At 70.1% G+C, this 20,446-nt stretch carries 18 protein-coding genes and 2 pseudogenes; 14 read left to right on the top strand and 6 right to left on the bottom strand.

Annotated features, from left to right (window positions below):
- Positions 1 to 5: 5 nt before the first annotated feature.
- Positions 6 to 863, top strand: coding sequence for a hypothetical protein (locus OC490_RS49615; protein ID WP_410099165.1), 858 nt, complete (start codon positions 6 to 8; stop codon positions 861 to 863).
- Positions 864 to 980: 117 nt separating this feature from the next.
- A pseudogene (locus OC490_RS30675) lies at positions 981 to 2,512 on the top strand (substrate-binding domain-containing protein).
- A 6-nt stretch (positions 2,513 to 2,518) separates the two neighbouring features.
- Here the strand turns inward: OC490_RS30675 and OC490_RS30670 are convergent.
- Positions 2,519 to 3,247 (bottom strand): SLATT domain-containing protein, encoded by a 729-nt coding sequence (locus OC490_RS30670; RefSeq protein ID WP_262061263.1) that lies wholly within the window; start codon positions 3,245 to 3,247, stop codon positions 2,519 to 2,521.
- Positions 3,248 to 3,489: 242 nt separating this feature from the next.
- On the opposite strand from OC490_RS30670, the gene OC490_RS30665 reads away from it, so the two are divergent.
- From OC490_RS30665 to OC490_RS30645, 5 genes and pseudogenes are all read left to right on the top strand, one after another.
- Positions 3,490 to 3,834 carry a YbaB/EbfC family nucleoid-associated protein gene (locus OC490_RS30665; protein ID WP_026178802.1) on the top strand — a complete coding sequence of 115 codons (345 nt, stop codon included), beginning with the start codon at positions 3,490 to 3,492 and terminating at the stop codon, positions 3,832 to 3,834.
- A gap of 77 nt (positions 3,835 to 3,911) precedes the next feature.
- On the top strand, positions 3,912 to 4,511 hold the full coding sequence (recR, locus tag OC490_RS30660) for a recombination mediator RecR (RefSeq protein ID WP_019070339.1): 600 nt from the start codon (positions 3,912 to 3,914) through the stop codon (positions 4,509 to 4,511).
- Positions 4,504 to 5,166, top strand: a complete 663-nt coding sequence (locus OC490_RS30655; protein WP_262061262.1) for a DUF5063 domain-containing protein — start codon at positions 4,504 to 4,506, stop codon at positions 5,164 to 5,166. Before recR ends, OC490_RS30655 begins: the two co-directional genes overlap by 8 nt.
- A 386-nt stretch (positions 5,167 to 5,552) precedes the next feature.
- Positions 5,553 to 6,599, top strand: coding sequence for a hypothetical protein (locus OC490_RS30650; protein WP_262061337.1), 1,047 nt, complete (start codon positions 5,553 to 5,555; stop codon positions 6,597 to 6,599).
- Between the two features lie 26 nt (positions 6,600 to 6,625).
- Positions 6,626 to 7,103 (top strand): annotated as a pseudogene (locus tag OC490_RS30645) (Uma2 family endonuclease).
- Here the strand turns inward: OC490_RS30645 and OC490_RS30640 are convergent.
- Positions 7,104 to 7,823: a sulfite exporter TauE/SafE family protein gene (locus OC490_RS30640; protein WP_262061261.1), complete on the bottom strand. Its 720-nt coding sequence runs from the start codon at positions 7,821 to 7,823 to the stop codon at positions 7,104 to 7,106.
- Between the two features lie 147 nt (positions 7,824 to 7,970).
- On the opposite strand from OC490_RS30640, the gene OC490_RS30635 reads away from it, so the two are divergent.
- Complete coding sequence (locus OC490_RS30635; RefSeq protein WP_262061260.1) at positions 7,971 to 8,162, top strand: hypothetical protein; 192 nt, start codon at positions 7,971 to 7,973, stop codon at positions 8,160 to 8,162.
- A 131-nt stretch (positions 8,163 to 8,293) separates the two neighbouring features.
- A complete protein-coding gene (locus OC490_RS30630; protein WP_262061259.1) occupies positions 8,294 to 8,794 on the top strand; it encodes an SgcJ/EcaC family oxidoreductase in 501 nt (166 codons plus the stop codon).
- Here the strand turns inward: OC490_RS30630 and OC490_RS30625 are convergent.
- Positions 8,760 to 10,049, bottom strand: a complete 1,290-nt coding sequence (locus OC490_RS30625; RefSeq protein WP_262061258.1) for a sensor histidine kinase — start codon at positions 10,047 to 10,049, stop codon at positions 8,760 to 8,762. The two genes, OC490_RS30630 and OC490_RS30625, sit on opposite strands and share 35 nt — an antisense overlap.
- Complete coding sequence (locus OC490_RS30620; RefSeq protein ID WP_262061257.1) at positions 10,046 to 10,732, bottom strand: response regulator transcription factor; 687 nt, start codon at positions 10,730 to 10,732, stop codon at positions 10,046 to 10,048. The genes OC490_RS30625 and OC490_RS30620 overlap by 4 nt, the downstream gene beginning before the upstream one ends.
- A gap of 196 nt (positions 10,733 to 10,928) precedes the next feature.
- Between OC490_RS30620 and OC490_RS30615 the strand changes: the two genes are divergently transcribed.
- The 4 genes from OC490_RS30615 (at position 10,929) to OC490_RS30600 (ending at position 15,652) form a co-directional block, all read left to right on the top strand.
- Positions 10,929 to 12,200 carry an aspartate kinase gene (locus OC490_RS30615; RefSeq protein ID WP_262061256.1) on the top strand — a complete coding sequence of 424 codons (1,272 nt, stop codon included), beginning with the start codon at positions 10,929 to 10,931 and terminating at the stop codon, positions 12,198 to 12,200.
- Positions 12,200 to 13,267, top strand: a complete 1,068-nt coding sequence (locus tag OC490_RS30610; RefSeq protein WP_262061255.1) for an aspartate-semialdehyde dehydrogenase — start codon at positions 12,200 to 12,202, stop codon at positions 13,265 to 13,267. Before OC490_RS30615 ends, OC490_RS30610 begins: the two co-directional genes overlap by 1 nt.
- 478 nt (positions 13,268 to 13,745) lie before the next feature.
- Entirely contained in the window at positions 13,746 to 14,321 is a 576-nt protein-coding gene (locus tag OC490_RS30605) for a SigE family RNA polymerase sigma factor (protein ID WP_200713244.1), read from the top strand.
- Positions 14,318 to 15,652: a hypothetical protein gene (locus OC490_RS30600; RefSeq protein ID WP_262061253.1), complete on the top strand. Its 1,335-nt coding sequence runs from the start codon at positions 14,318 to 14,320 to the stop codon at positions 15,650 to 15,652. Before OC490_RS30605 ends, OC490_RS30600 begins: the two co-directional genes overlap by 4 nt.
- A 70-nt stretch (positions 15,653 to 15,722) precedes the next feature.
- Here the strand turns inward: OC490_RS30600 and OC490_RS30595 are convergent, their stop codons facing one another.
- Entirely contained in the window at positions 15,723 to 16,517 is a 795-nt protein-coding gene (locus tag OC490_RS30595; protein WP_262061252.1) for an SURF1 family protein, read from the bottom strand.
- A 159-nt stretch (positions 16,518 to 16,676) separates the two neighbouring features.
- Here OC490_RS30595 and OC490_RS30590 point away from each other — a divergent pair, with 159 nt between their 5' ends.
- Positions 16,677 to 18,476 carry a prolyl oligopeptidase family serine peptidase gene (locus OC490_RS30590; RefSeq protein ID WP_262061251.1) on the top strand — a complete coding sequence of 600 codons (1,800 nt, stop codon included), beginning with the start codon at positions 16,677 to 16,679 and terminating at the stop codon, positions 18,474 to 18,476.
- A gap of 67 nt (positions 18,477 to 18,543) precedes the next feature.
- Here the strand turns inward: OC490_RS30590 and OC490_RS30585 are convergent, their stop codons facing one another.
- On the bottom strand, positions 18,544 to 20,433 hold the full coding sequence (locus tag OC490_RS30585) for a potassium channel family protein (protein WP_262061336.1): 1,890 nt from the start codon (positions 20,431 to 20,433) through the stop codon (positions 18,544 to 18,546).
- Between the last annotated feature and the right edge of the window lie 13 nt (positions 20,434 to 20,446).

Below are 20,446 nucleotides of genomic sequence, written 5' to 3'. Positions count from 1 at the left end.
CGACGGTGGTCGAGAGCGGGCCCGGAACCACCGGGACACCACCCCCGCCCACCCCGCACCCGGCCTACGGCCACCCGCAGCAACACCCCCAACCCGCCCCCGGCTACGGCTATCCGCAACCGCCCGCGCAGCCCGCCCCGCCCGCCGCCGACTACGGCTACCCCCAGCTCCCCGCCCCGCAACTCGTCGGCTGGGGCGGGCAGGTGCCGTACAACCCCTACCCCCACAACAACGGCCTCGGCTCCACCCCGCCCTACGGTCCGGGGCCCTACCAGGAGCCCCCCGAGCCGCGCCGCAGCAAGCGGTCGACCGCGCTGCTCGTCGTGGTCGCGCTGGTCGTCGCGCTGGGGGCGGGCGGTTCGGTGTACGCGCTGATGAAGGGCGGCGGCAACGGCAGCCGTACGGCGGCCGGTTCGGGCGGGCGGGCCACCAGTGCCGCGCCCACCACCCCGGGTCCCAGCACCGGGCAGCCGTCGTCGACCGGCTCGGCCTCGGCCTCCGCGAAACCGTCCGGCGGCGACGCGGTGCCGAGCCGCTATCTCGGCACCTGGAACGCGTCCATCGACAACTCCACCGGCCACAACACCCGCCAACTCACCATCAAGCAGGGGAAGGTGGGGGATCCGGTACTGAAGCTGGTCGCGGACGGACCCGGCTACCACTGCGTGTTCAGCGCCGACCTCACCCAACGGCCGGGCGGCGACAGCCCGTTGACGCTCGGCGCCTCCACCGTCACCTCGGGGCAGCCGCTGTCGTCCTGCAGCCCGGGCGCGGCCAGCGAGGTCACCCTGTTGTCGGACGGCACCCTCCAGCGGGTGAACACCGGCAACGGTGAGAAGCTGACGTACACCAAGGCGGGCTGAAGTCCCTTTACTGCAGGGCCAGTTGCACGTCACCCGAACTTCGGCCGACAGCTCCCGCGGGTTTTCCGGCCACGCGTACCGTGACCCCAGGATCCGACTGGGGAGCGGGGGCCCGCAGTGGAGTGGCTGAGCGCGGAGAACGTCGTGGCCGTGGGCACCGCGGTGCTCGGTATCGTCGCGTCCGGCGTGATGGTCTGGTACGAACGCCGGGTGCCGCGCCGCTGGGGGCACCTCCCACGCCCTTAAGGCAGTGGGGGAGGATCGGCTACCGCGTCCAGATGGACAACCCCATTGGCGACGACGTCCGTTCGGGCCGCGCCAACAGACGCCTCGGCCTCTTCGACGAGGTCCCCGGCATGTCCGACGCCACCCTCGTCCTGCTGCGCATCGAGAACGACGGTTCGCAGAGCATCGCCGACAACGACTACACCGGGCGCGAACTCCACGGCCTCACCGCGGTGTTCACCGACCGCACGATCCGCGGGGTCTCGGTCACCCAGCCGGTCGGCACCGACCATCTGATGGACCACTTCACCCCGGCGGCCGGTCTCGGCTACGACACCAACACGCTGCGCATCCCACGCGTCCCGCTCAACCCGCGCGACCACTTCAAGCTGCTGGTGCTGCTGTCCGGCGGTGACGTCGGCTGCGACATACGGCTCATCGGCGGTATCCGGGACGGCGAGGTGCACCCCAACCGCAGCGCGACCCCGGACGACAAGGCGCCCCTGTTCAGCCGTGCCTCCCGGCTGATCACCATCATGCTCACGGTGTGCGTGGTGACGCTGGCGACGATCGTCGTGGCCCGCGACGACACCCCGCCGCCGATCGGCTGCGCGCACGGCACCCTTACCGTCACCGGTTCGACCGCCTTCGCGCCGGCGATGGCGGACGTCGCGAAGAAGTACGAGAAGGACTGCGAGGGCTCGAAGGTCGTGGCCGCCAAAGGGCTCGCGTCGAAGAAGGGCTCACCGGCGATCGTGGCCCTGTCGGACGGACCGAAGCCGAGCGACATGCCCCAACTGGTGGAGCACCGGGTCGCGATGTCGGTCTTCGCGATCGTCGTCAACAAGGGCATCCATCTCAAGAACCTGTCCACCGCGGACGTACAACGCCTGTACCGGGGCGAGATCAAGAACTGGCGGGAACTCGGCGGACCGAACGTGGCGGTGCACCTGGTCAGCCGGGACGCCAACTCCGGTACGAGACAGGTGTTCCAGCGCCGGGTGCTGAAACGGGGCGAGATCGCCAACTCCTCCGTCGACTGCGTCCACAAGGACGATCAGACGGCGCCCGTCATCCGCTGCGAACTCGATTCCACCGACCAGGTGCTGTCCGAGGTCGCCGAGGTCCCCGGCGCGATCGGCTACAGCGAACTCACCCTCGCCTCGCACGCCAAGGGCCTGCACGTCCTGACCCTCGACGGCCACGCCGCGTCCGTGGACGCCATCGAGCAGGGCACGAGCAGCTACCCGTACAGCGAGATCGAGTACGCCTACACCTACACCTACACCTACGGCTCGCCCCCGGCCGACTCCCTCACATCGAGCTTCCTGAACTATCTGACACAGGGCGTCGGCCAGGACGTGATCCGCGTCCACGGCCACATCCCGTGCGGCACGGTGGAGGGCATCAAGCTGTGCACATAGCCCACGTCAGCGGGGCTCGGGCGGTCGTTGCCGCGGCATGTTCGGCCGGTTGCCGCCGCCGGGTCCGCCGGGTCCTCCCGGTCCCGGTGGCATCGGGAATCTGCCGTGCACGACCGCACCCTCCTGCCGTCCCCCGCCGGCCACCGTCGACTGGATGCCCAGCGGTGCCGACCCCGTGCGGAACTCCACCATCCAGTCGGCCGTCTCCATCCGCACCAGCTCCGTCACGTCCTCCGAGAAGCGCCGCAGCACCCCCAGACACCGGTCCGCGGCCTCGCTCGCCGTTCCGTCGGCCGGTCCCAGCACCTCCCGCACGCCCTCCGACGCCCAGTCGAACTGGAGCACCTGAAGACGCCGCTGCACCGCCTGCGCCGTAGCCACGTCCCTCATCCACCCGGACGTCATCCCGAAGAGCCGGTCCCCGGCCACGCACGCCGCCCCGAGCAGCAGCGCCAGATAGCCCCAGGCGGCCAGCCCGGCCACCACCCCGGTGAGGTCGAGCAGCGGCAGCGCCGCCCCCACGACCGCGCCCAGCGCCGCACCCGTGCGCAGCACCCGCGCCCCGCGCCGCTTCCACACCCGGTCCGCGAGGTACCAGGCCGCCGTCTCCAGCGCCCCGCGCTCGACCCACCGGTACAGCTCGTCCAGCCGGGCCGTCGGCTCGCCCCAGTCCCCGAGCGGAAACGTCCGCCCGGCCAGATCGCCACCCTCGGGCTGAATCTCCGGCTGACCCACCCGGCACTCCCTTACGTTGTGTGACACCTGATGCTGATGTGCCGGATCCTTCCTACCGCCCAATGGGTGGCGAAGGCTCTGGTTTCACCACTTTTCCGCCCGGAAGTGGGTCTTGATCAGGTATAGGACGCGGTAAGGACTCACTCGAAAGAGTGCTGAAGCGATGACTGCCCGGACCACGTAGGCTCGTGCCGAGCGGGAAAAACCTCGCCCGGACAGCCGTACGAAACCAGGAGCTGATCGTGATTCCCGGTGGTGGCCAGCCCAATATGCAGCAGCTGCTGCAGCAGGCCCAGAAGATGCAGCAGGACCTGGCGAACGCGCAGGAGGAGCTGGCGCGGACCGAGGTCGACGGACAGGCCGGCGGCGGCCTGGTCAAGGCCACCGTCACCGGCGCCGGCGAGCTGCGCGCGCTGAAGATCGACCCGAAGGCGGTCGACCCCGACGACACCGAGACCCTCGCGGACCTCATCGTCGCGGCCGTCCAGGCGGCCAACGAGAACGCGCAGACCCTCCAGCAGCAGAAGCTCGGCCCGCTCGCGCAGGGACTGGGCGGCGGCAGCGGTATCCCCGGTCTGCCTTTCTAAGACGGCCCGCAGCCAACTACGGTACGTACGTACCTCCCGCACGACTCCTGAGACTCCATGGAAGGGCAGGCAGTCCGTTGTACGAAGGCGTGGTCCAGGACCTCATCGACGAGCTGGGGCGGCTCCCCGGCGTCGGTCCCAAGAGCGCGCAGCGGATCGCCTTCCACATCCTGCAGGCCGAGCCGACGGACGTCCGCCGGCTCGCGCAGTGCCTGATGGAGGTCAAGGCGAAGGTCCGCTTCTGCGCGACCTGCGGAAACGTTGCGCAGGAGGAGCTGTGCGGCATCTGCCGCGACCCGCGCCGCGATCTCTCGGTGATCTGCGTGGTCGAGGAACCCAAGGATGTCGTAGCGGTCGAACGCACTCGCGAATTCCGGGGCAAGTACCACGTCCTCGGCGGCGCGATCAGCCCGATCGAAGGTGTCGGACCGGACGACCTGCGTATACGAGAACTTCTCGCGCGGTTGGCCGACGGTACGGTCACGGAGCTGATCCTTGCCACGGACCCGAATCTGGAAGGCGAGGCCACGGCCACGTACCTCGCCCGCATGATCAAGCCCATGGGCCTCAAGGTCACCCGCCTGGCCAGCGGCCTCCCGGTGGGCGGAGACCTGGAATACGCGGACGAGGTGACCCTCGGCCGCGCCTTCGAGGGGAGACGACTCCTAGATGTCTGACGCCACACTGCATGCCACCGCGCAGGACCCGGACGACTTCGCGGTCCAGATCGCGGACCAGGTCGAGAGCTTCCTGGTGGCCGTGTCGGAGGTAGCGAAGGGCGAGGACCCCGACTCGGCGGTCCCCTTCCTCCTCCTGGAGGTCTCCCAACTCCTGCTGGCGGGCGGCCGGTTGGGCGCGCACGAGGACATCGTCCCCGACGAGCGCTACGAGCCGGACCTGGGCCCGGAGCCGGATGTGGACGAACTCCGCGAGCGCTTCGCGGTGATGCTGGAGCCGATCGACGTCTACTCGGAGGTCTTCGACCCCTACGAGCCGCGCAAGGCCCCGGTCCCGGCCCGCATCTCCGACGACCTCGCCGACCTCATCACCGACCTCCGCCACGGCATGGCCCACTACCGCGCGGGCCGCACCACGGAGGCCCTGTGGTGGTGGCAGTTCTCCTACTTCTCCAACTGGGGCTCCACGGCGTCGGCGACGCTCCGCGCCCTCCAGTCGGTGGTCGCCCATGTGCGGCTGAACCAACCCCTCGCGGAACTGGACGGCCTCGACACGGACCAGAGCGTCATCGGCGACGAGACGCTGGAGTTCGAGGCGGGCCGAGTCATGGCGGAGGAGATCGGGGAACCGCTCGGGATCAGGCCGGTGAAGTAGCGGGCATTGACCGCACGTTGTGGGGCGCGGTGGGCAACCGCGCCCCACAGGCGTGTTCGGGATCGACTGCCTTCATCTCCGCAGTTCACCCCGGAGCTTGAGCCTCGGGCTTCGAGCTCTTTTCTTGGGTTCTGGGCTGGGTGAAAACAACCCAACCAACCAAGTCTGTACGTGAGTTGAGGGGGGTTTAACCCGAACGGGTGACGTTCGGTGATCAGCTTGCGCTGCAACGTAAAGTCACTCTAGGTTCACGGCGAACAAGCAAATAGATCGGCCCCGGTCGGTGCTACCAACACCGGCTCCGGGGCCTAGACCTACAGATCGAAGGAACCTCGATCGTGGCTTACACCCAGCCTAGCCCCGCCCTGCCGTCCCCGTCGCACCCCATGGCCAAAACGGGCTACGGAAAACGCGCCACGGGTGACGAAGAACCGCACGCGGACCCGGACTTCGCACATCTGCTCCCCCGAGACGCCGAGATCGCCGTCTTCATCGACCACCTCGACAACGGCCACGCCATGGGCCACAAGGTGATCGCGGCCGAGCATCCCCGTTACGGCCAGCAGGCCTGCCGTACGTCTCTCAAGAGCCTCACCGAGGCCGGCCACCTGCGCTGGATCAAGGAACACATCACCGTCGAGGACAACTCGATGCGGTGGGTGACGCGGACGTACTGGTCGCGTACGCCCAGGTCAGCACAGTGGTGGGCCGAGTTCGCGCGGGAGCGCCACGGCAGGGACGTCACGCATGACTACCAGCCGGGCCTGGCGAGGACGGAAGACCCGACCCCTGCGCCGGAGAGCGACCGCGAGAGCGAGAGCGACGGGACGCCGGAGACGGATCCGACCCCGGAGCCCAGCGCCGCGTACCGCGCACTCGCCCAACTCCGCGCCACAGACCCCCGCATGTCCCTCTCCGAAGCCGAGTGCCGAGCCCTCGAACCCCTCGCGGCCGAGTGGCTGACACGAGGCGCCACCCCGGCCGACATGGCCCGCGCGCTGACCGACGGACTGCCACCCACCGTCACGAACCCGGGCGGACTGGCCCGCAACCGATTGGAGTCGAAGATGCCCCCGAAGAAGAACGACGCCGCCGAGACCCGCCCCCTCCGCGCCCGTGTGACCCGTGTGCTCATGGCCTGCGCCACCTGCGACGCCGACGAGCGGACGGCGAAGATCATCAACGGCATCTGCGAGGAATGCCGTGCGGAGCCGGAGATGAGCGAGGAGGAGATCAAGAAGGGTTTCGAGGAGATCGCCTACCTGGGAACCACGACGGCCCGCTTCCTGAAGCAGAAGCTGGAACGCCGTACGGGCGGGCCCGTCCCCGACACGTTCCGCCCCGTGCCGATCGAGGACCGCGTCCACTACCACTACCGCGACAACCGCGACCGCATCGCGAACGGCCTCCCGCCGAGGCGGTGGAATCCGTGACAGTCGGGAAGCGGCAGCAGCCGCAGATGTCCATCGAAGATTTCGAGGAGCTGGAGCGCCGGGCGCCGGAGACCGTCCGGCTGGAGTTCATCAACGGAAAGGTCGTCGTCAAACCCATGCCGGACGGCAACCACAGTGAGATCGTCGCCTGCCTGCAGAGGGTGTGCATGCAGCACCTTCCCGACCTGTGGCTGCACGCGGAGCGCGGGCTCAAGGGAGAGCTGGTCGGACACGGGGACAGCCCTGATGGCCGTAGAGGTGACTTCGTGGGACGCCGATGCCGCTCAACGGGACCGGCTCGACAAGCCTGATGGCTATGCGGCGGCCGGAATCCCGGTCTACGTACTCATCGACCGGGACGACTGCACAGTCACCGTGTTCACTCATCCCGAGGACGGCCGTTACCGGCAACAGGTGAACGCGCCGTTCGGCGCTCCCGTCGAGATCCCCGACCCCGTGAACATCACCCTGGACACCGACCCCCTCAAGGAGTTCGTCGACTGATCACAACCCCCAAACCCCCTTCCCCACCGCCGTAACCCCACCCGCCAACGCCAGCGTCAACACCAGCGCCCGCGCCCGCGGTTCGGGTATTCGCCCCGCCAACCCCCGCCCGATCACCCCGCCCACAACCATCGCCGCGCCGACCGCCACCCACCGCGCCCCGCTCAACGACGGCACCCCGTTCGCCGCCACCGAGAACACGTTGACGACGACGCCGTAGAACTGGGCGTTGGGGACGAACTCCCTTACTGTCCAACCCGCGTTGACCGCGTAGAGGGAGATCGGTGGGCCGCCGACGCCCGCCGCCGCGTTCATGAAACCGCCCGCCGCGCCCGCCGCGACGGCACCGCGAGTGCCCCGAAGTGCCGGCACCCGGGCGCCCTTCATCACCAGCAGGACAGCCACCGTCACCAACCCGCCCATGACCAACAGGAGGACGGGCGGCGGGAGTTGGCGGGTCATCCACGCGCCCGCCGGTACCGTGCAGACCGCTGCCGCGCACAGCGGGACCATCGCGCGGGCCCGGACCTTGCGCCAGCCGCCCGCCAGGCCCACGACACTGATCGCGCCGGCCGCGCAGTTGGCGAGGACGACTCCTTGCGTCGGGCCGAGGAGGAGTACGAGGGCCGGTACTGCCACCAGGGCGAAGCCCATGCCCGTCAGCCACTGGACGGACGAGCCGAGCAGGACGATCGCGGCCAGCAGTATGTCCCCCGTCATGGAGCAACATCATTCCGGGGGCAGGGTGTAGCCCGCTACACCTTTACTTCGGGACTGGGCTCCCTCGTCGCGGACCTGCGGAAACGGGATCGTTGAACTCGTCAGCCGGTGAAAGAGCCACCGGCCCGGATCCCGAAGGTGCCCGTCATGAAGAACCTCCTCTCCTCCAAGCCCGTCCTCTGGTTCCTCTTCCTCTTCAACCTGGCCGTCGCCGCGGTCGCACCCTTCGTGGTCGACGGAACGCAGGGCGTGATGACCGCCGTCGGGATGGGGGTCGTGTCGCTGGGCGCCGGTGTCAGTCTCGTCCGGGATCGTGGCCAGTCGGCCACGGCGCGTTAAGTGGTCAGTCAGTCACAGCACGTTAATTGGAGCCGTCCTGGCTGCCCCCTGTACGTCCGCTACACGGGCGCTAACCGGCCGGAAGCCAGTCTGGAGTCATCCCAAAAAGCACCAGTACAACTGGAGTTGAGATGACCCGCCGGACCATGAGCAAGCGTGCAGCCGTCGTCACCGTCACCACCGCCCTGGCCCTCGGTACGCTCGGCACCGTCGCCGCGACCGCCGGGCCCCAGCACGATGCCAAACCCTCCAAGAAGCAGATAGCCGCCCTCTTCGACGGCTGGAACGCCGCGCTGCAGACCGGTGACCCGAAGAAGGTCGCGAACCGGTACGCGCCGGACGCCGTGCTCCTGCCCACCGTCTCCAACGAGATCCGCACCGACCGTGCCGAGATCGTCGACTACTTCGAGCACTTCCTGCCGAACAAGCCGGTCGCGAAGAAGGTCGAGACGTACATCAACGTCCTCGACAGCAACTCGGCCATCGACGCGGGTGCCTACGACATCACGCTCACCGACCCGAACACCGGCAAGAAGCGTGTGGTGGAGGCCCGTTACACCTACGAGTACGAGAAGCGCGGCGGCAAGTGGCTGATCGTCAACCACCACTCCTCGGTGATGCCCGAAGGGTGATCGCGACGACCAGCCCTCCGCCGGCCGCGTCCCGCAGGGTCACCGTGCCGCCGTCGTCCGCCACCAACTGGCGTACGACGGCCAGGCCCAGGCCCGAACCGGAGCGCCCGGTGAGGCCCTGACCGCGCCAGAAGCGGTCGAAGGCGCGGGACTTCTCCGCGTCGGACATGCCGGGGCCCTCGTCCGTCACCGTCAACTCCACCTCGTCGCCCCGGAGTTCCGACCGTACGGTGATCGTCGCGCCGTCCGGTGACACCTCCAGGGCGTTCGACAGCACGTTGTCCAGGACCTGTTCGAGATGACCGGGACTGGCCAGCACAAGCGGCCGGCCGTCGACAACACTCCCCCTGAGCGCGATCTCGACCCCGCGCTCGTCGGCGGCCGGTCTCCACACCGAGAGCCGTTCGGTCACGATCTCCCGCAGCGGCAGCGGTTCCGCCGCCGTCACCTTCGCCTCGGCCCGCGCCAGCACCAGCAGGCCGTTGACGAGACGGCTCATCCGGACCACCTCGGCGGTCGCCTGCTCCACGTCCTCGCGCACGAACTCGTCGTCCACGCCGTCCGCGATGTTGTCCAGCGACAACCGCAACGCCGTGAGCGGAGTGCGGAGTTGGTGGGAGGCGTCGGCCACGAAGATGCGCTGCGAGGCGATGAGGGTGTCCAGGCGTTCGCCCGCCTGGTTCAACGTCCTGGCCAGCGTCTGCGTCTCGTGCGGGCCTGTCACGGGCGTACGTGCCGTCAGGTCGCCGTCGCTGAACTTGCTCGCCATGTCGTTGAGTTGGCGGAGGGGGCGGGTGAGGCGGCGGGCGACCAGCGCGCCCAATCCGGCTGCCACCGCCAGGACCCCTACCGCGAGGATCGCCCGGAAGCCCCAGATCTGCCAGAGCCGCCGGGTCAGGTCGGAGGTCGGGTACGTGATGCGCACGGCGCCGACCGTCCGGCCGTCGCGCGTCGCCGGTGCCGTCACCTCCAGCTTTCCGTCGCCCCAGTGCGTCGCGGTCTTCGCCCGCGCGGCGGGCAGTACCTCGGCCGTGCCGGGGGTCTCCTGCGCGTACGCCACCACCATCCGGTCCAGGGCCGCGCGCGAGGCGGCGTCGCCGCTCAGCAGCAACGCCATCGTCCTCGCCTCGCGCCGCACCGACTGCTCGGTGTCGCCCCGGAGTTGGGCGGTCAGCGTGAAGGCGACGGGCACGGTGAACGCCGTCAGCGCCACGGCCACGAGGAGGACGTAGCTGACGATCAGTTGCCGGATCATGAGGCCGGAGGCCCGTCGACGATCTCCAGGCGGAAACCGACTCCCCGTACCGCCTCGATCGTGATCGCGCCCGCCAACTTCCTTCGCAGCGCGGCCACATGGACGTCCAGCGTCTTCGTCGGGCCGAACCAGTTCGCGTCCCAGACCGCTTCCATGATCTGCTCGCGCGACATCAGCGCGCCGGGCTCCTCGGTGAGGAACGACAGCAGGTCGTACTCCTTGGGCGCGAGGGGCACCTCCTCGCCGTCGAGGCGGACGCGGGCGGCCTTGCGGTCGACGGTGAGGCGGGTGCCGTAGGCGTCGGGGCCCGCGGCCTCCGCGACCGCCTTCGGCTGTGCGCGGCGCATCACCGCCCTTATACGGGCGATGACCTCGCGCACCCCGAAGGGTTTCGAGACGTAGTCGTCGGCGCCGAGCTCCAGGCCGACCACCCGGTCCGTCTCGTCGCTGCGCGCGCTGATCACGATGATCGGGACGTCGCCGCGGGCGCGCAGCGCCTTGCACACGTCGAGGCCGTCGGTGTCGGGCAGGCCGAGGTCGAGGAGGACGACGTCGTAGGGGGCGGAGTGGCTCAGCGCCGCGCCGCCCGTGGTGACCCAGTCGACCTCGAAGCCGTAGCGCAGCAGTCCACGTCGTAGCGACTCGGCCACGGGTTCATCGTCTTCCACCAGAAGTACGCGCACATCGCGCACCTTAGTGCTTGAAACTTAATTCACAGGCGTGACTTGTGACGCTCGGCACTTTTCCCGCACCCCCTGAGTGGGCATGCGCTGACCTGGGCGTCCGAAGCTTCCGAATCTCACGATGCGATACCACGGAAGCTAATTTCGGGCGCTCGTTAAACTGAGCCGACACACCAGGACTGAGCGAGGAGCGCACGTGGGCCTTGTCGTGCAGAAGTACGGAGGCTCCTCCGTAGCCGATGCCGAGGGCATCAAGCGCGTCGCCAAGCGAATCGTGGAAGCGAAGAAGAACGGCCACCAAGTGGTCGTCGTCGTTTCCGCGATGGGCGACACGACGGACGAGCTGATCGATCTCGCCGAGCAGGTATCTCCGATGCCCGCCGGGCGTGAGTTCGACATGCTGCTGACCGCCGGAGAGCGGATCTCCATGGCGCTGCTGGCCATGGCGATCAAAAACCTGGGCCACGAGGCCCAGTCGTTCACGGGCAGCCAGGCAGGCGTCATCACCGACTCGGTCCACAACAAAGCGCGGATCATCGACGTCACGCCCGGTCGGATCCGTACGGCGCTGGACGAGGGCAACATCGCCATCGTCGCCGGGTTCCAGGGTGTGAGCCAGGACAAGAAGGACATCACCACGCTGGGGCGGGGTGGCAGCGACACCACCGCCGTGGCGCTGGCCGCCGCTCTCGACGCCGAGGTGTGCGAGATCTACACCGACGTCGACGGGGTGTTCACCGCCGACCCGCGGGTGGTGCCGAAGGCGAAGAAGATCGACTGGATCGTCTTCGAGGACATGCTGGAGCTCGCCGCCTCCGGCTCCAAGGTGCTGCTCCACCGCTGTGTGGAGTACGCCCGCCGATACAACATCCCGATTCATGTGCGGTCCAGCTTCAGCGGACTTCAGGGCACGTGGGTCAGCAGTGAGCCGATTGGGGACCAGAAGGTGGAGCAGGCCATCATCTCCGGTGTCGCGCACGACACCTCCGAGGCCAAGATCACGGTCGTCGGCGTGCCCGACAAGCCGGGCGAGGCCGCGGTGATCTTCCGGACGATCTCCGACGCCCAGGTCAACATCGACATGATCGTGCAGAACGTGTCGGCGGCCTCGACGGGCCTCACCGACATCTCCTTCACGCTTCCCAAGGCGGAGGGCCGCAAGGCCATCGACGCCCTGGAGAAGAACAAGGACGGCATCGGCTTCGAGTCGCTGCGCTACGACGACCAGATCGGGAAGATCTCGCTGGTGGGCGCCGGGATGAAGACGAACCCGGGCGTCACCGCCGACTTCTTCACCGCGCTGTCCGACGCGGGCGTCAACATCGAGCTCATCTCGACCTCCGAGATCCGTATCTCGGTGGTCACCCGTGCCGACGACGTCAACGAGGCCGTCCGCGCCGTGCACACGGCGTTCGGCCTCGACTCCGACAGCGACGAAGCCGTCGTCTACGGAGGCACCGGCCGCTGATGGCCACCACCGGAGCGACCGTGCGTCCGACGCTCGCCGTGGTCGGCGCGACCGGGGCCGTCGGCACGGTCATGCTCCAGATCCTGTCCCAGCATGCGGACATCTGGGGCGAGATCCGCCTGATCGCCTCTCCGCGCTCGGCCGGCCGCAAGCTGGCCCTGCGCGGGGAGCAGGTCGAGGTGGTGGCCCTGACGGAGGAGGCCTTCGACGGGGTCGACGTCGCCATGTTCGACGTCCCCGACGAGGTCTCCGCCCAGTGGGCGCCGGTCGCCGCCGCCAAGGGCGTGGTCGTCGTCGACAACTCGGGCGCCTTCCGGATGGACCCCGAGGTGCCCCTGGTGGTCCCCGAGGTCAACCCGCACCAGGTGCGCAGGCGACCGCGCGGGATCATCGCCAACCCGAACTGCACCACCCTGTCGATGATCGTCGCCGTGGGCGCGCTGCACGCCGAGTTCGGGCTGCGCGAGCTGGTGGTGTCGTCGTACCAGGCGGTGAGCGGGGCCGGGCGGGCCGGGGTCGACACCCTGCGCCAGCAGCTGGCCCTCGTCGCCAACACCGAACTGGGCACCAAGCCCGGAGACGTACGGCGGGCCGTCGGGGACAACACCGGGCCGTTCCCGGAGCCGGTCGCGCTGAACGTCGTACCGTGGGCCGGGTCCTTGCGTGAGGACGGCTGGTCCTCGGAGGAGATGAAGGTGCGGGACGAGACCCGCAAGATCCTCGGCCAGCCCGCACTGCCCGTCGCCGTGACGTGCGTGCGCGTCCCGGTGGTCACCACGCACTCCCTCACGGTCCACGCCCGCTTCCAGGGCGAGGTCACCGTCGACAAGGCGCGCGAAATCCTTGCTACGGCCCCGGGAGTCGTCCTCTTCGACAACCCGGCCGCCGGGGAGTTCCCCACCCCCGCCGACGTGGTGGGCACCGACCCGACCTGGGTGGGACGGCTGCGGCGGGCGCTGGACGACCCGACGGCGCTCGAACTGTTCGTCTGCGGAGACAATTTGCGCAAGGGAGCGGCCCTCAATACGGCACAGATCGCCGAGCTGGTGGCGCGGGATCTCGGGTGAGAACCGGACCCATCCGCTCCGCCCGGCCGTAAATCCGCTGGCCAGTGGCGCACGGGTTTGTAGGATCACTCTGCGCGATGTGGCCGGATTAATGGTTGGGACCACTTGAATCCAGCCACCTCCGCATCCGAAGATTTCACTCCCCGCTTCCCGCAACCGCGCGGTCGGCGGGGAGCGTCTTTGCGGACGCCCTTCAGCGGGCGCGGGGATGCGGCGAGGGGCGTGGGGACGCCCCGGCCTTTTGTGACACAGGGGAAGAGCGGGTAGGCATGAGTGTGTTCGACGCACTGCCGGTTGTGCTGCCTGACACCAGACGGGTGGGTGGACTGTTTGTTTCGTCTGACATAAATGTGACGGTCGACGCGTACAACCCCGACGGGGGGAAGCGTGTCCAACTGGCGTGGCTCAGGTACTCGACTTCACTGCGGCACGCGGCACGGCCCTACGGCCTCCGCGTGGATCCCGTGCGCCCGGCGGCATGCCGGTGATCGCGCCGATGCCCGCAGCGCGGCCCGCCCGCATCCCGAACCAGCGCGACGGCGTCGACGACACCGTCGCGGCCGGAACTACGGTCGACCACCTCACCGAGACCTATCGGGCGCACTACCGCTCGCTGCTCGGCCTGGCCGCGCTCCTCCTCGACGACACCGCCTCCTGCGAGGACGTCGTCCAGGAGGCGTTCATCCGGGTCCACTCGGCGCGCAAACGTGTCCGTGACCCCGAGAAGACCCTGGCGTATCTGCGCCAGACCGTCGTCAACCTCTCCCGCTCCGCCCTGCGCCGCCGCATCCTCGGCCTCAAGCTCCTCTCGAAGCCGATGCCGGACATGGCCAGCGCGGAGGAGGGCGCCTACGACCAGTTGGAGCGCGACTCCCTCATCAAGGCGATGAAGGGCCTGCAGCGCCGCCAGCGCGAGGTCCTGGTCCTGCGCTACTTCGCGGACATGACCGAGGCGCAGGTCGCCGAGTCGCTCGGCATCTCGCTGGGCTCGGTGAAGGCGTACGGCTCCCGCGGCATCGCAGCCCTCCGGATCGCGATGGAGGCATCGGCATGAGCGACAACGTCGACGGAAACGGCTCACGCGCTCGGCGCGAGCCGGAAGTCCGGCGCGGTCCGACCTGGGCGCGCAGGGAAGAACCGAACGAATCGCACGCTGGGAACGGAATTGTGAACCACGGCCCCGACGAACAGAGCCCCAACGGGCCGAGCCTCGACGGGAACTCCGGAGGAGCCTCCGGAGGAGCCTCCGGAGGGGAGAACCCCGACAGCACGGAGAACCGCGAGGGCACCAAGAACCCCGAGACCGTCGAGGGGCGCGCCCCCGAAGGATCCGGGGGATTCGCCGGCCTCGCCGCTCAACTCGGCGGACTCGGCGACCACGACACCGAAGGGTTCGCCCCGGACGAGCTGGCGCTGCGCCGGCTGTTGCAGCAGGCGGTCCAGGAGGTCGAGCCGCGCGACGGCACGCTGGAGCACCTGCGCAAGGCGGTGCCCGCCCGCCGGGCCCGCAAGCGCCAGGCCGTCGTCGGCATGGCCGCCGCCGCGCTCTTCTTCGGCACCGCCATCCCGGCCCTCGTGCATGTCTCGAACTCCGCCGGTTCCGGCGTCGACCCGTCCATGGCGGGCAACAGCTCACAGGCCCAGGGCGGCACCAGCCAGGGCAAGAACCCGGACGGAGGTTCCAGCACCTCCGGCGGCTCCTCCGGGCAGACGTCGGGACAGAATCCGGGCGGCCACAAGAACGAGGGCGGGGGCAAGAGCCCGGGCGCAGGAACCGTGAGCGCCAACCCCTCGGCCAGCACCGGGACGGCCGCGCCCATCTGCGGAGCCGCACAGCTCGGCTCCGCCACGTCGTCGGTGGCCGCCGCCGACTCGGCGGGCATCGTCTACGGCACCTTCACCGTCACCAACACCTCCGGCACCAGCTGTACCGTCGGCGGGCCCGGCACCGTGGGATTCTCCCCGCTGGGAGCCGCTGACAGCACCAAGATCTTCATGACGCGGCACGCGGCCGGGGACGCGGCGACCGGTCTGCCCGACCCGTCGACGGAGCCCGCCGAACTGGTGCTGCTGCCGGGCTCCGCCTACCAGGTCAAGTTCGCCTGGGTGCCGTCCGAGACCTGCCCCACCAGCAGTGGCAGCACCGGTGGCACCACCGGCGGCTCCACGCCCAGCCCGTCGCCCTCGGAGGACGCCAGCACCAGCAGCGGGTCCACGACCGGTGACACCGGCACCTCGACCCAGCTGCTCCCCGAGGACGGCACGCTCGACGGCAGCGTCCAGGTCTCCCACACGGCGGAGGCGGGCTCACCGACGACCTCGGCGGTCGTACCGAACGCGTGCGCGGGGACGATCTACCGGACGGGCGTGCTGTCGGCGTCGTAGGACTGCCTTCGGTTGCAACGGCCGTCGGTTGGAAGGCTCCGGTTGCCGGTCCACGGGGGACCCGGCGGGGTCAGACGGTGACGCGGGTCGCCTGCTCGCTCTCGTCCTCGGGCAGCAGCCCGAGTTCCGCGTCCCGCGCGAACTCCACCTCGCGGCGCAGCAGCCGGAACCACATGAAGACGACGAAGCCCGCGAAGACGAACCACTCGCCGGTGTAGCCCAGGTTCTGGAACGCCTTCAGGTCGAGACCGGTGTTCGCGGGCGCGGTCGCCGGTACGGCCGTCATCCCGGAGTCGGCCCTGTCGAGCGTGATCCACGCGTCGTACACGGGGTACGGCACCAGGTTCACCAGCGAGGCCGCGCTGATCGCGGCGGTCTGGCCGGACGGCAGCCCGCCCTGGGCGCTGACGCCGTTGTCGCCGGGCGTCTCGGAGGCCTGGAGCGAGCCGGTGACGGTGATCTCGCCGGTCGGCGCGGCCGGTGCCTTCGAGGCGTCGGGCGTGCCGGGCAGCCAGCCGCGCACCACGGGCAGCGCCTTGCCGTCGTCGGTGCGCAGCAGGGTGAGGACGTAGTAGCCGTTCTTCCCGTCCAACTGGCGGTCGGGGACGAGGAGTTGCTTGCCGTACCGGCCGGTCGCGGTGGTCTGCCGGCCGGACGTGCTCTGGTCGACCGGCAGCAGTTCGGCGAGCGGGCGGGCGGTCTCCTTGCGGTCCGTCTCGACCTGCCGGGTGGCCTGGTGGCTGCTGTCCACGCGCGCCTGGAACCGGCTCAGCTGCCACGACCCCATGAAGATGCAGAAGGGGATGGCGAGCAGTACGAAGACGTTGATGCCCCACCAGCGCGATGTCAGCAGAAACCGGTACACGCCTCCCACGGTACGGGGCTGTCGCGAGGGCCTCGGCCCGGGGGTCGGCCCGAAGGTTCACCGGCCGTCGGCAATGCTCCGGCCGGGTCTTGGTCGAAGTTATCCACAGGCTGAGGATCCAGTCAGTGCAATGTCTGTGAAGGCGGGCAGTATGGGGCCATGACTGAGAGCAACGGGTCCGCGTACACACCGGACTGGGAGAAGCGCTTCAGGGCGCCCCGAGTGTCCCTGCCCGACTGGGCGGAGGACGCACCCGACCGTTCCCTGTTCGTGTCGAACGCGACAGGGACGTATGAGCTGTACGCCTGGGACCGGGCGACGGGCGAGCAACGCCAGGTCACGGAGCGGCCGAACGGCACGACGGACGGTGTGCTCTCCCCGGACGGGGAGTGGATCTGGTGGTTCGACGACAAGGACGGCGACGAGTTCGGCGTCTGGCGCCGCCAGCCCTTCAAGGGGGGACCGGACGAACCCGCTGTCCCCGGCCTGGAGCCGTCCTACCCGGCCGGGCTCGCCCTCGCCCGGGACGGCCGGACGGCGGTCGTGGGCCGTTCGACCGACGAGGACGGTACGACGATCCACCTCGCCCGCACCGGCGACGAGACCACGCTGCTCTACCGCCACCGCGAGTCCGCGGGCGTCGGCGACCTCTCGCACGACGGTTCGCTGATCGCGATCGAGCACACCGAGCACGGCGACGCCATGCACTCGGCGCTGCGCGTCCTGCGCCCGGACGGCACGGCGGTCGCCGACCTGGACGACACCAAGGGCGGCACCGAGGAGCTGGGCCTTGAGGTGCTCGGCTTCGCACCCGTGGAGGGCGACACCCGGCTCCTCATCGGGCATCAGCGGCGCGGCCGTTGGGAGCCCCTGGTGTGGGACGTGGTGAAGGGCGGCGAGACCGACCTGTCCCTGGACCTGCCCGGTGACGTGAGCGCCGAGTGGTACCCGGACGGCTCGGCCCTCCTCATCGCGCACAGCTTCGAGGCCCGCAGCGAGGTCTTCCGCTACGACCTCGCCTCGGGCGACCTGGAGAAGGTGCCGACCCCGCCCGGTTCCGTCTCGGGCGCGACGGCCCGCCCCGACGGCAGCGTCGAGTACCTGTGGTCGTCGGCCGCCGAGCCGTCCGCCGTGCGCTCGACGACGGGCGAGGTCGTCCTGGACCCGCCCGGCCTGAAGTCACCGGGCTCGGTCCCCGTGGAGGACGTGTGGGTGGAGGGCCCCGGCGGCCGGATCCACGCCCTCGTCCAGAAGCCGGCCGGCGCGACGGGCCCCCTCCCCACGGTCTTCGACATCCACGGCGGCCCGACCTGGCACGACAGCGACTCCTTCGCGGCGGGCCCGGCGGCCTGGGTCGACCACGGGTACGCGGTCGTGCGGGTCAACTACCGCGGCTCGACCGGGTACGGGCGCGCGTGGACCGACGCGTTGAAGGTCCGGGTCGGTCTCATCGAGCTGGAGGACATCGCGGCGGTCCGCGAGTGGGCGATCACGTCCGGTCTCGCCGACCCCGCCCGGCTGATCCTCACCGGCGGCTCCTGGGGCGGCTACCTCACCCTCCTCGGCATCGGCACCCAGCCCGACGCGTGGACGCTCGGCATCGCGGCCGTCCCGGTCGCCGACTACGTCACGGCGTACCACGACGAGATGGAAGCCCTGAAGGCCATGGACCGCACCCTGCTGGGCGGCACCCCCGAAGAAGTCCCCGACCGCTTCGAGGCGTCCTCCCCGCTGACCTACGTCGACAAGGTCACGGCCCCGGTCTACATCTCCGCCGGCGTCAACGACCCCCGCTGCCCGATCCAGCAGATCGACAACTACGTCGAACGCCTGGAGAAGCGCGGCGCCGTCCACGAGGTGTACCGGTACGACGCGGGACACGGGTCACTGGTGGTCGACGAGCGGATCAAGCAGGTGAGGCTGGAACTGGACTTCGCGGCAAGGCACTTGGGGAAGTAGACCCGTTTTCCCAGCAGGTTTTTTTCTTGGCGGCGCGTGAGGAGTGGGGGTCCGAGACCCCTGCTCCCTACGCCCCGGCCCGCTCCCGGGGCCGACGCCCCAGCAACTCCGCCAGCCCCCGCCGGGTCGCGGCAAGCACAACCCTGTCCGAGCCCCGCAGGACATACGTGTCGGGAAGATCCCACACCAGCCCCGACCGCCGTACGTCCTCCGACGCGTCCCGGTTCGCCGTGTCCAGTGCCAGCACCCGCCACGACCCGGCCCGGAACGCCTCGGCGATCGTCTTCCCCTCCAGCTGGGGATGCCCGCCCACGGTCATCGCCGCGAACAGCAGCACCCGCCGCTCGACGGGGATCGCGCCCAGGATCTGCCGTCCCATCATCGCCCCGGCGAACGCGGGCGCGGCCAGATGGGACACGCTCCGGCTCCGGGTGAGGGCACCGGGGTGGGCGGCGCGCAGGGTGCGGTACACGGCGGTCGCGAAGTCGTCGTCGTAGAGCCGGAGTACGACGCGCAGATCGGGCCGTACGGAGCGGGCGTAGAGCACGGCTTCGAGGTTGGTGGTGTCGGAGCTGGTGACCGCGAGCAGGGCGTGCGCGCGGTGGATCTTGGCGGACTCCAGGACGCCTTCCTGGGTGACGTCCCCGAGGATCACCGGTACCCGCAGCCGGCGTGCGACCGCGAGCCCGCGGGCCTCGGGGTCGGCCTCGACGCACACCACGGGGATGTTGAGTTCGCGCAGCCGGGTCAGCACCCGGGTGCCGATCTTGCCGAGCCCGAGCAGCACCACATGTCCGCCGAGCCCACGCGGCGGCTTGCGCAGCCCGGACGCCGTACGGAACGTGCCGAGGGCCTCCAGGACGGCGGCCAGCAGCACCGGAAGCATCAGCAACCCGACGAGACCGGACAGGAGTTGAAGGATCTGCCGGCCCAGCGGCGCCCCGATCGCGGGGTCGTCGATCGCGAAGAGATCGAGCAGCGTCAGATAGAAGGCCCGCACGGGATGGATACCGGTCACCAGCCACAGCGCGACGGCGAGCGCGATCACGCACGCCACGATGCCCGCCAGCGACCAGCGCAGCCGCCGCGAGAAGAGGGAGGAGAAGGCCGGTACGACACCGCCCCCGCGTCCGCCAGGCAACTGCGGCCCGGCGTACGACACCTGCTCAAGGACGACGGTGCCGCGTCCGGTGGCCGAGGCGACGGCCGCCGCGTCGGGCAGCAGGCGCGGGCCCTGTTCGCCCATGCCCTCGGAGCCGTCCGCGCCGGCCGGGTCGCTGCTGGTCGCCGACAGCAGGGCGAGGGTGGCCAGCCCCGGGTCGGCGACCTCCCCGGGCCCGGGCGGCGGCCGTTCCACCGCGCGCAGCAGCAGCCCGTCGGTCTGGACGACCTTGCTGGTGCCGGCGAGGGCGGTGGCGGCCAGCGCGGGCGCGGCGGTGTCGGCGTCGGAGAGGACGGTGGTGGAGGCGTCGAGCCCGGAGCCACTCCCGGCACCGTCGCCGGTCGCCAACGCGGCTGCCTGGTCGAGGAGTTCCTCGATGTGCTGGCCGAGGCGCCGGTTGTAGAGGCGGAGCACGAGCCGGATACGGGGGTTGAGGCGGCGGGCGGTGAGGGCGGCGCGGATGTTGGTCTCGTCGTCGTCGTGCACGAGGGCCAGCGCGGTCGCCCGCTCCACGCCGGCCTCCGCGAACACCGCCTCGGTCAGCTCGGCGACCTCCAACACCCGTTCCCCGCGCGGGGTTTCGGGGGTGGGCGGTGCGCCGTTGCCGTTCGCCCTGGCCACCGCCGCGTTGACCCGGTCGCGCAGCGCCACGGAGGCGGCACGCGCACGGCCCACGACCGGCGGGCGGGAGTTGGCCTCGGAGAGCGGTACGACGAGGGTGATCTGTTCGCCGTAGACCGTGCGCAGTTCGGCCGCGAGCCGGTGTGCGAGCGCGTCGTCGCCGCACACCACCATGTGTGCCCGAGCG

The organism is Streptomyces sp. STR69, assembly GCF_024519455.1.
Taxonomy (GTDB): Bacteria; Actinomycetota; Actinomycetes; order Streptomycetales; family Streptomycetaceae; genus Streptomyces.
The sequence above is the reverse complement of the archived record's forward strand: the minus strand, read 5'-3'. Positions and strand labels throughout refer to the sequence as shown.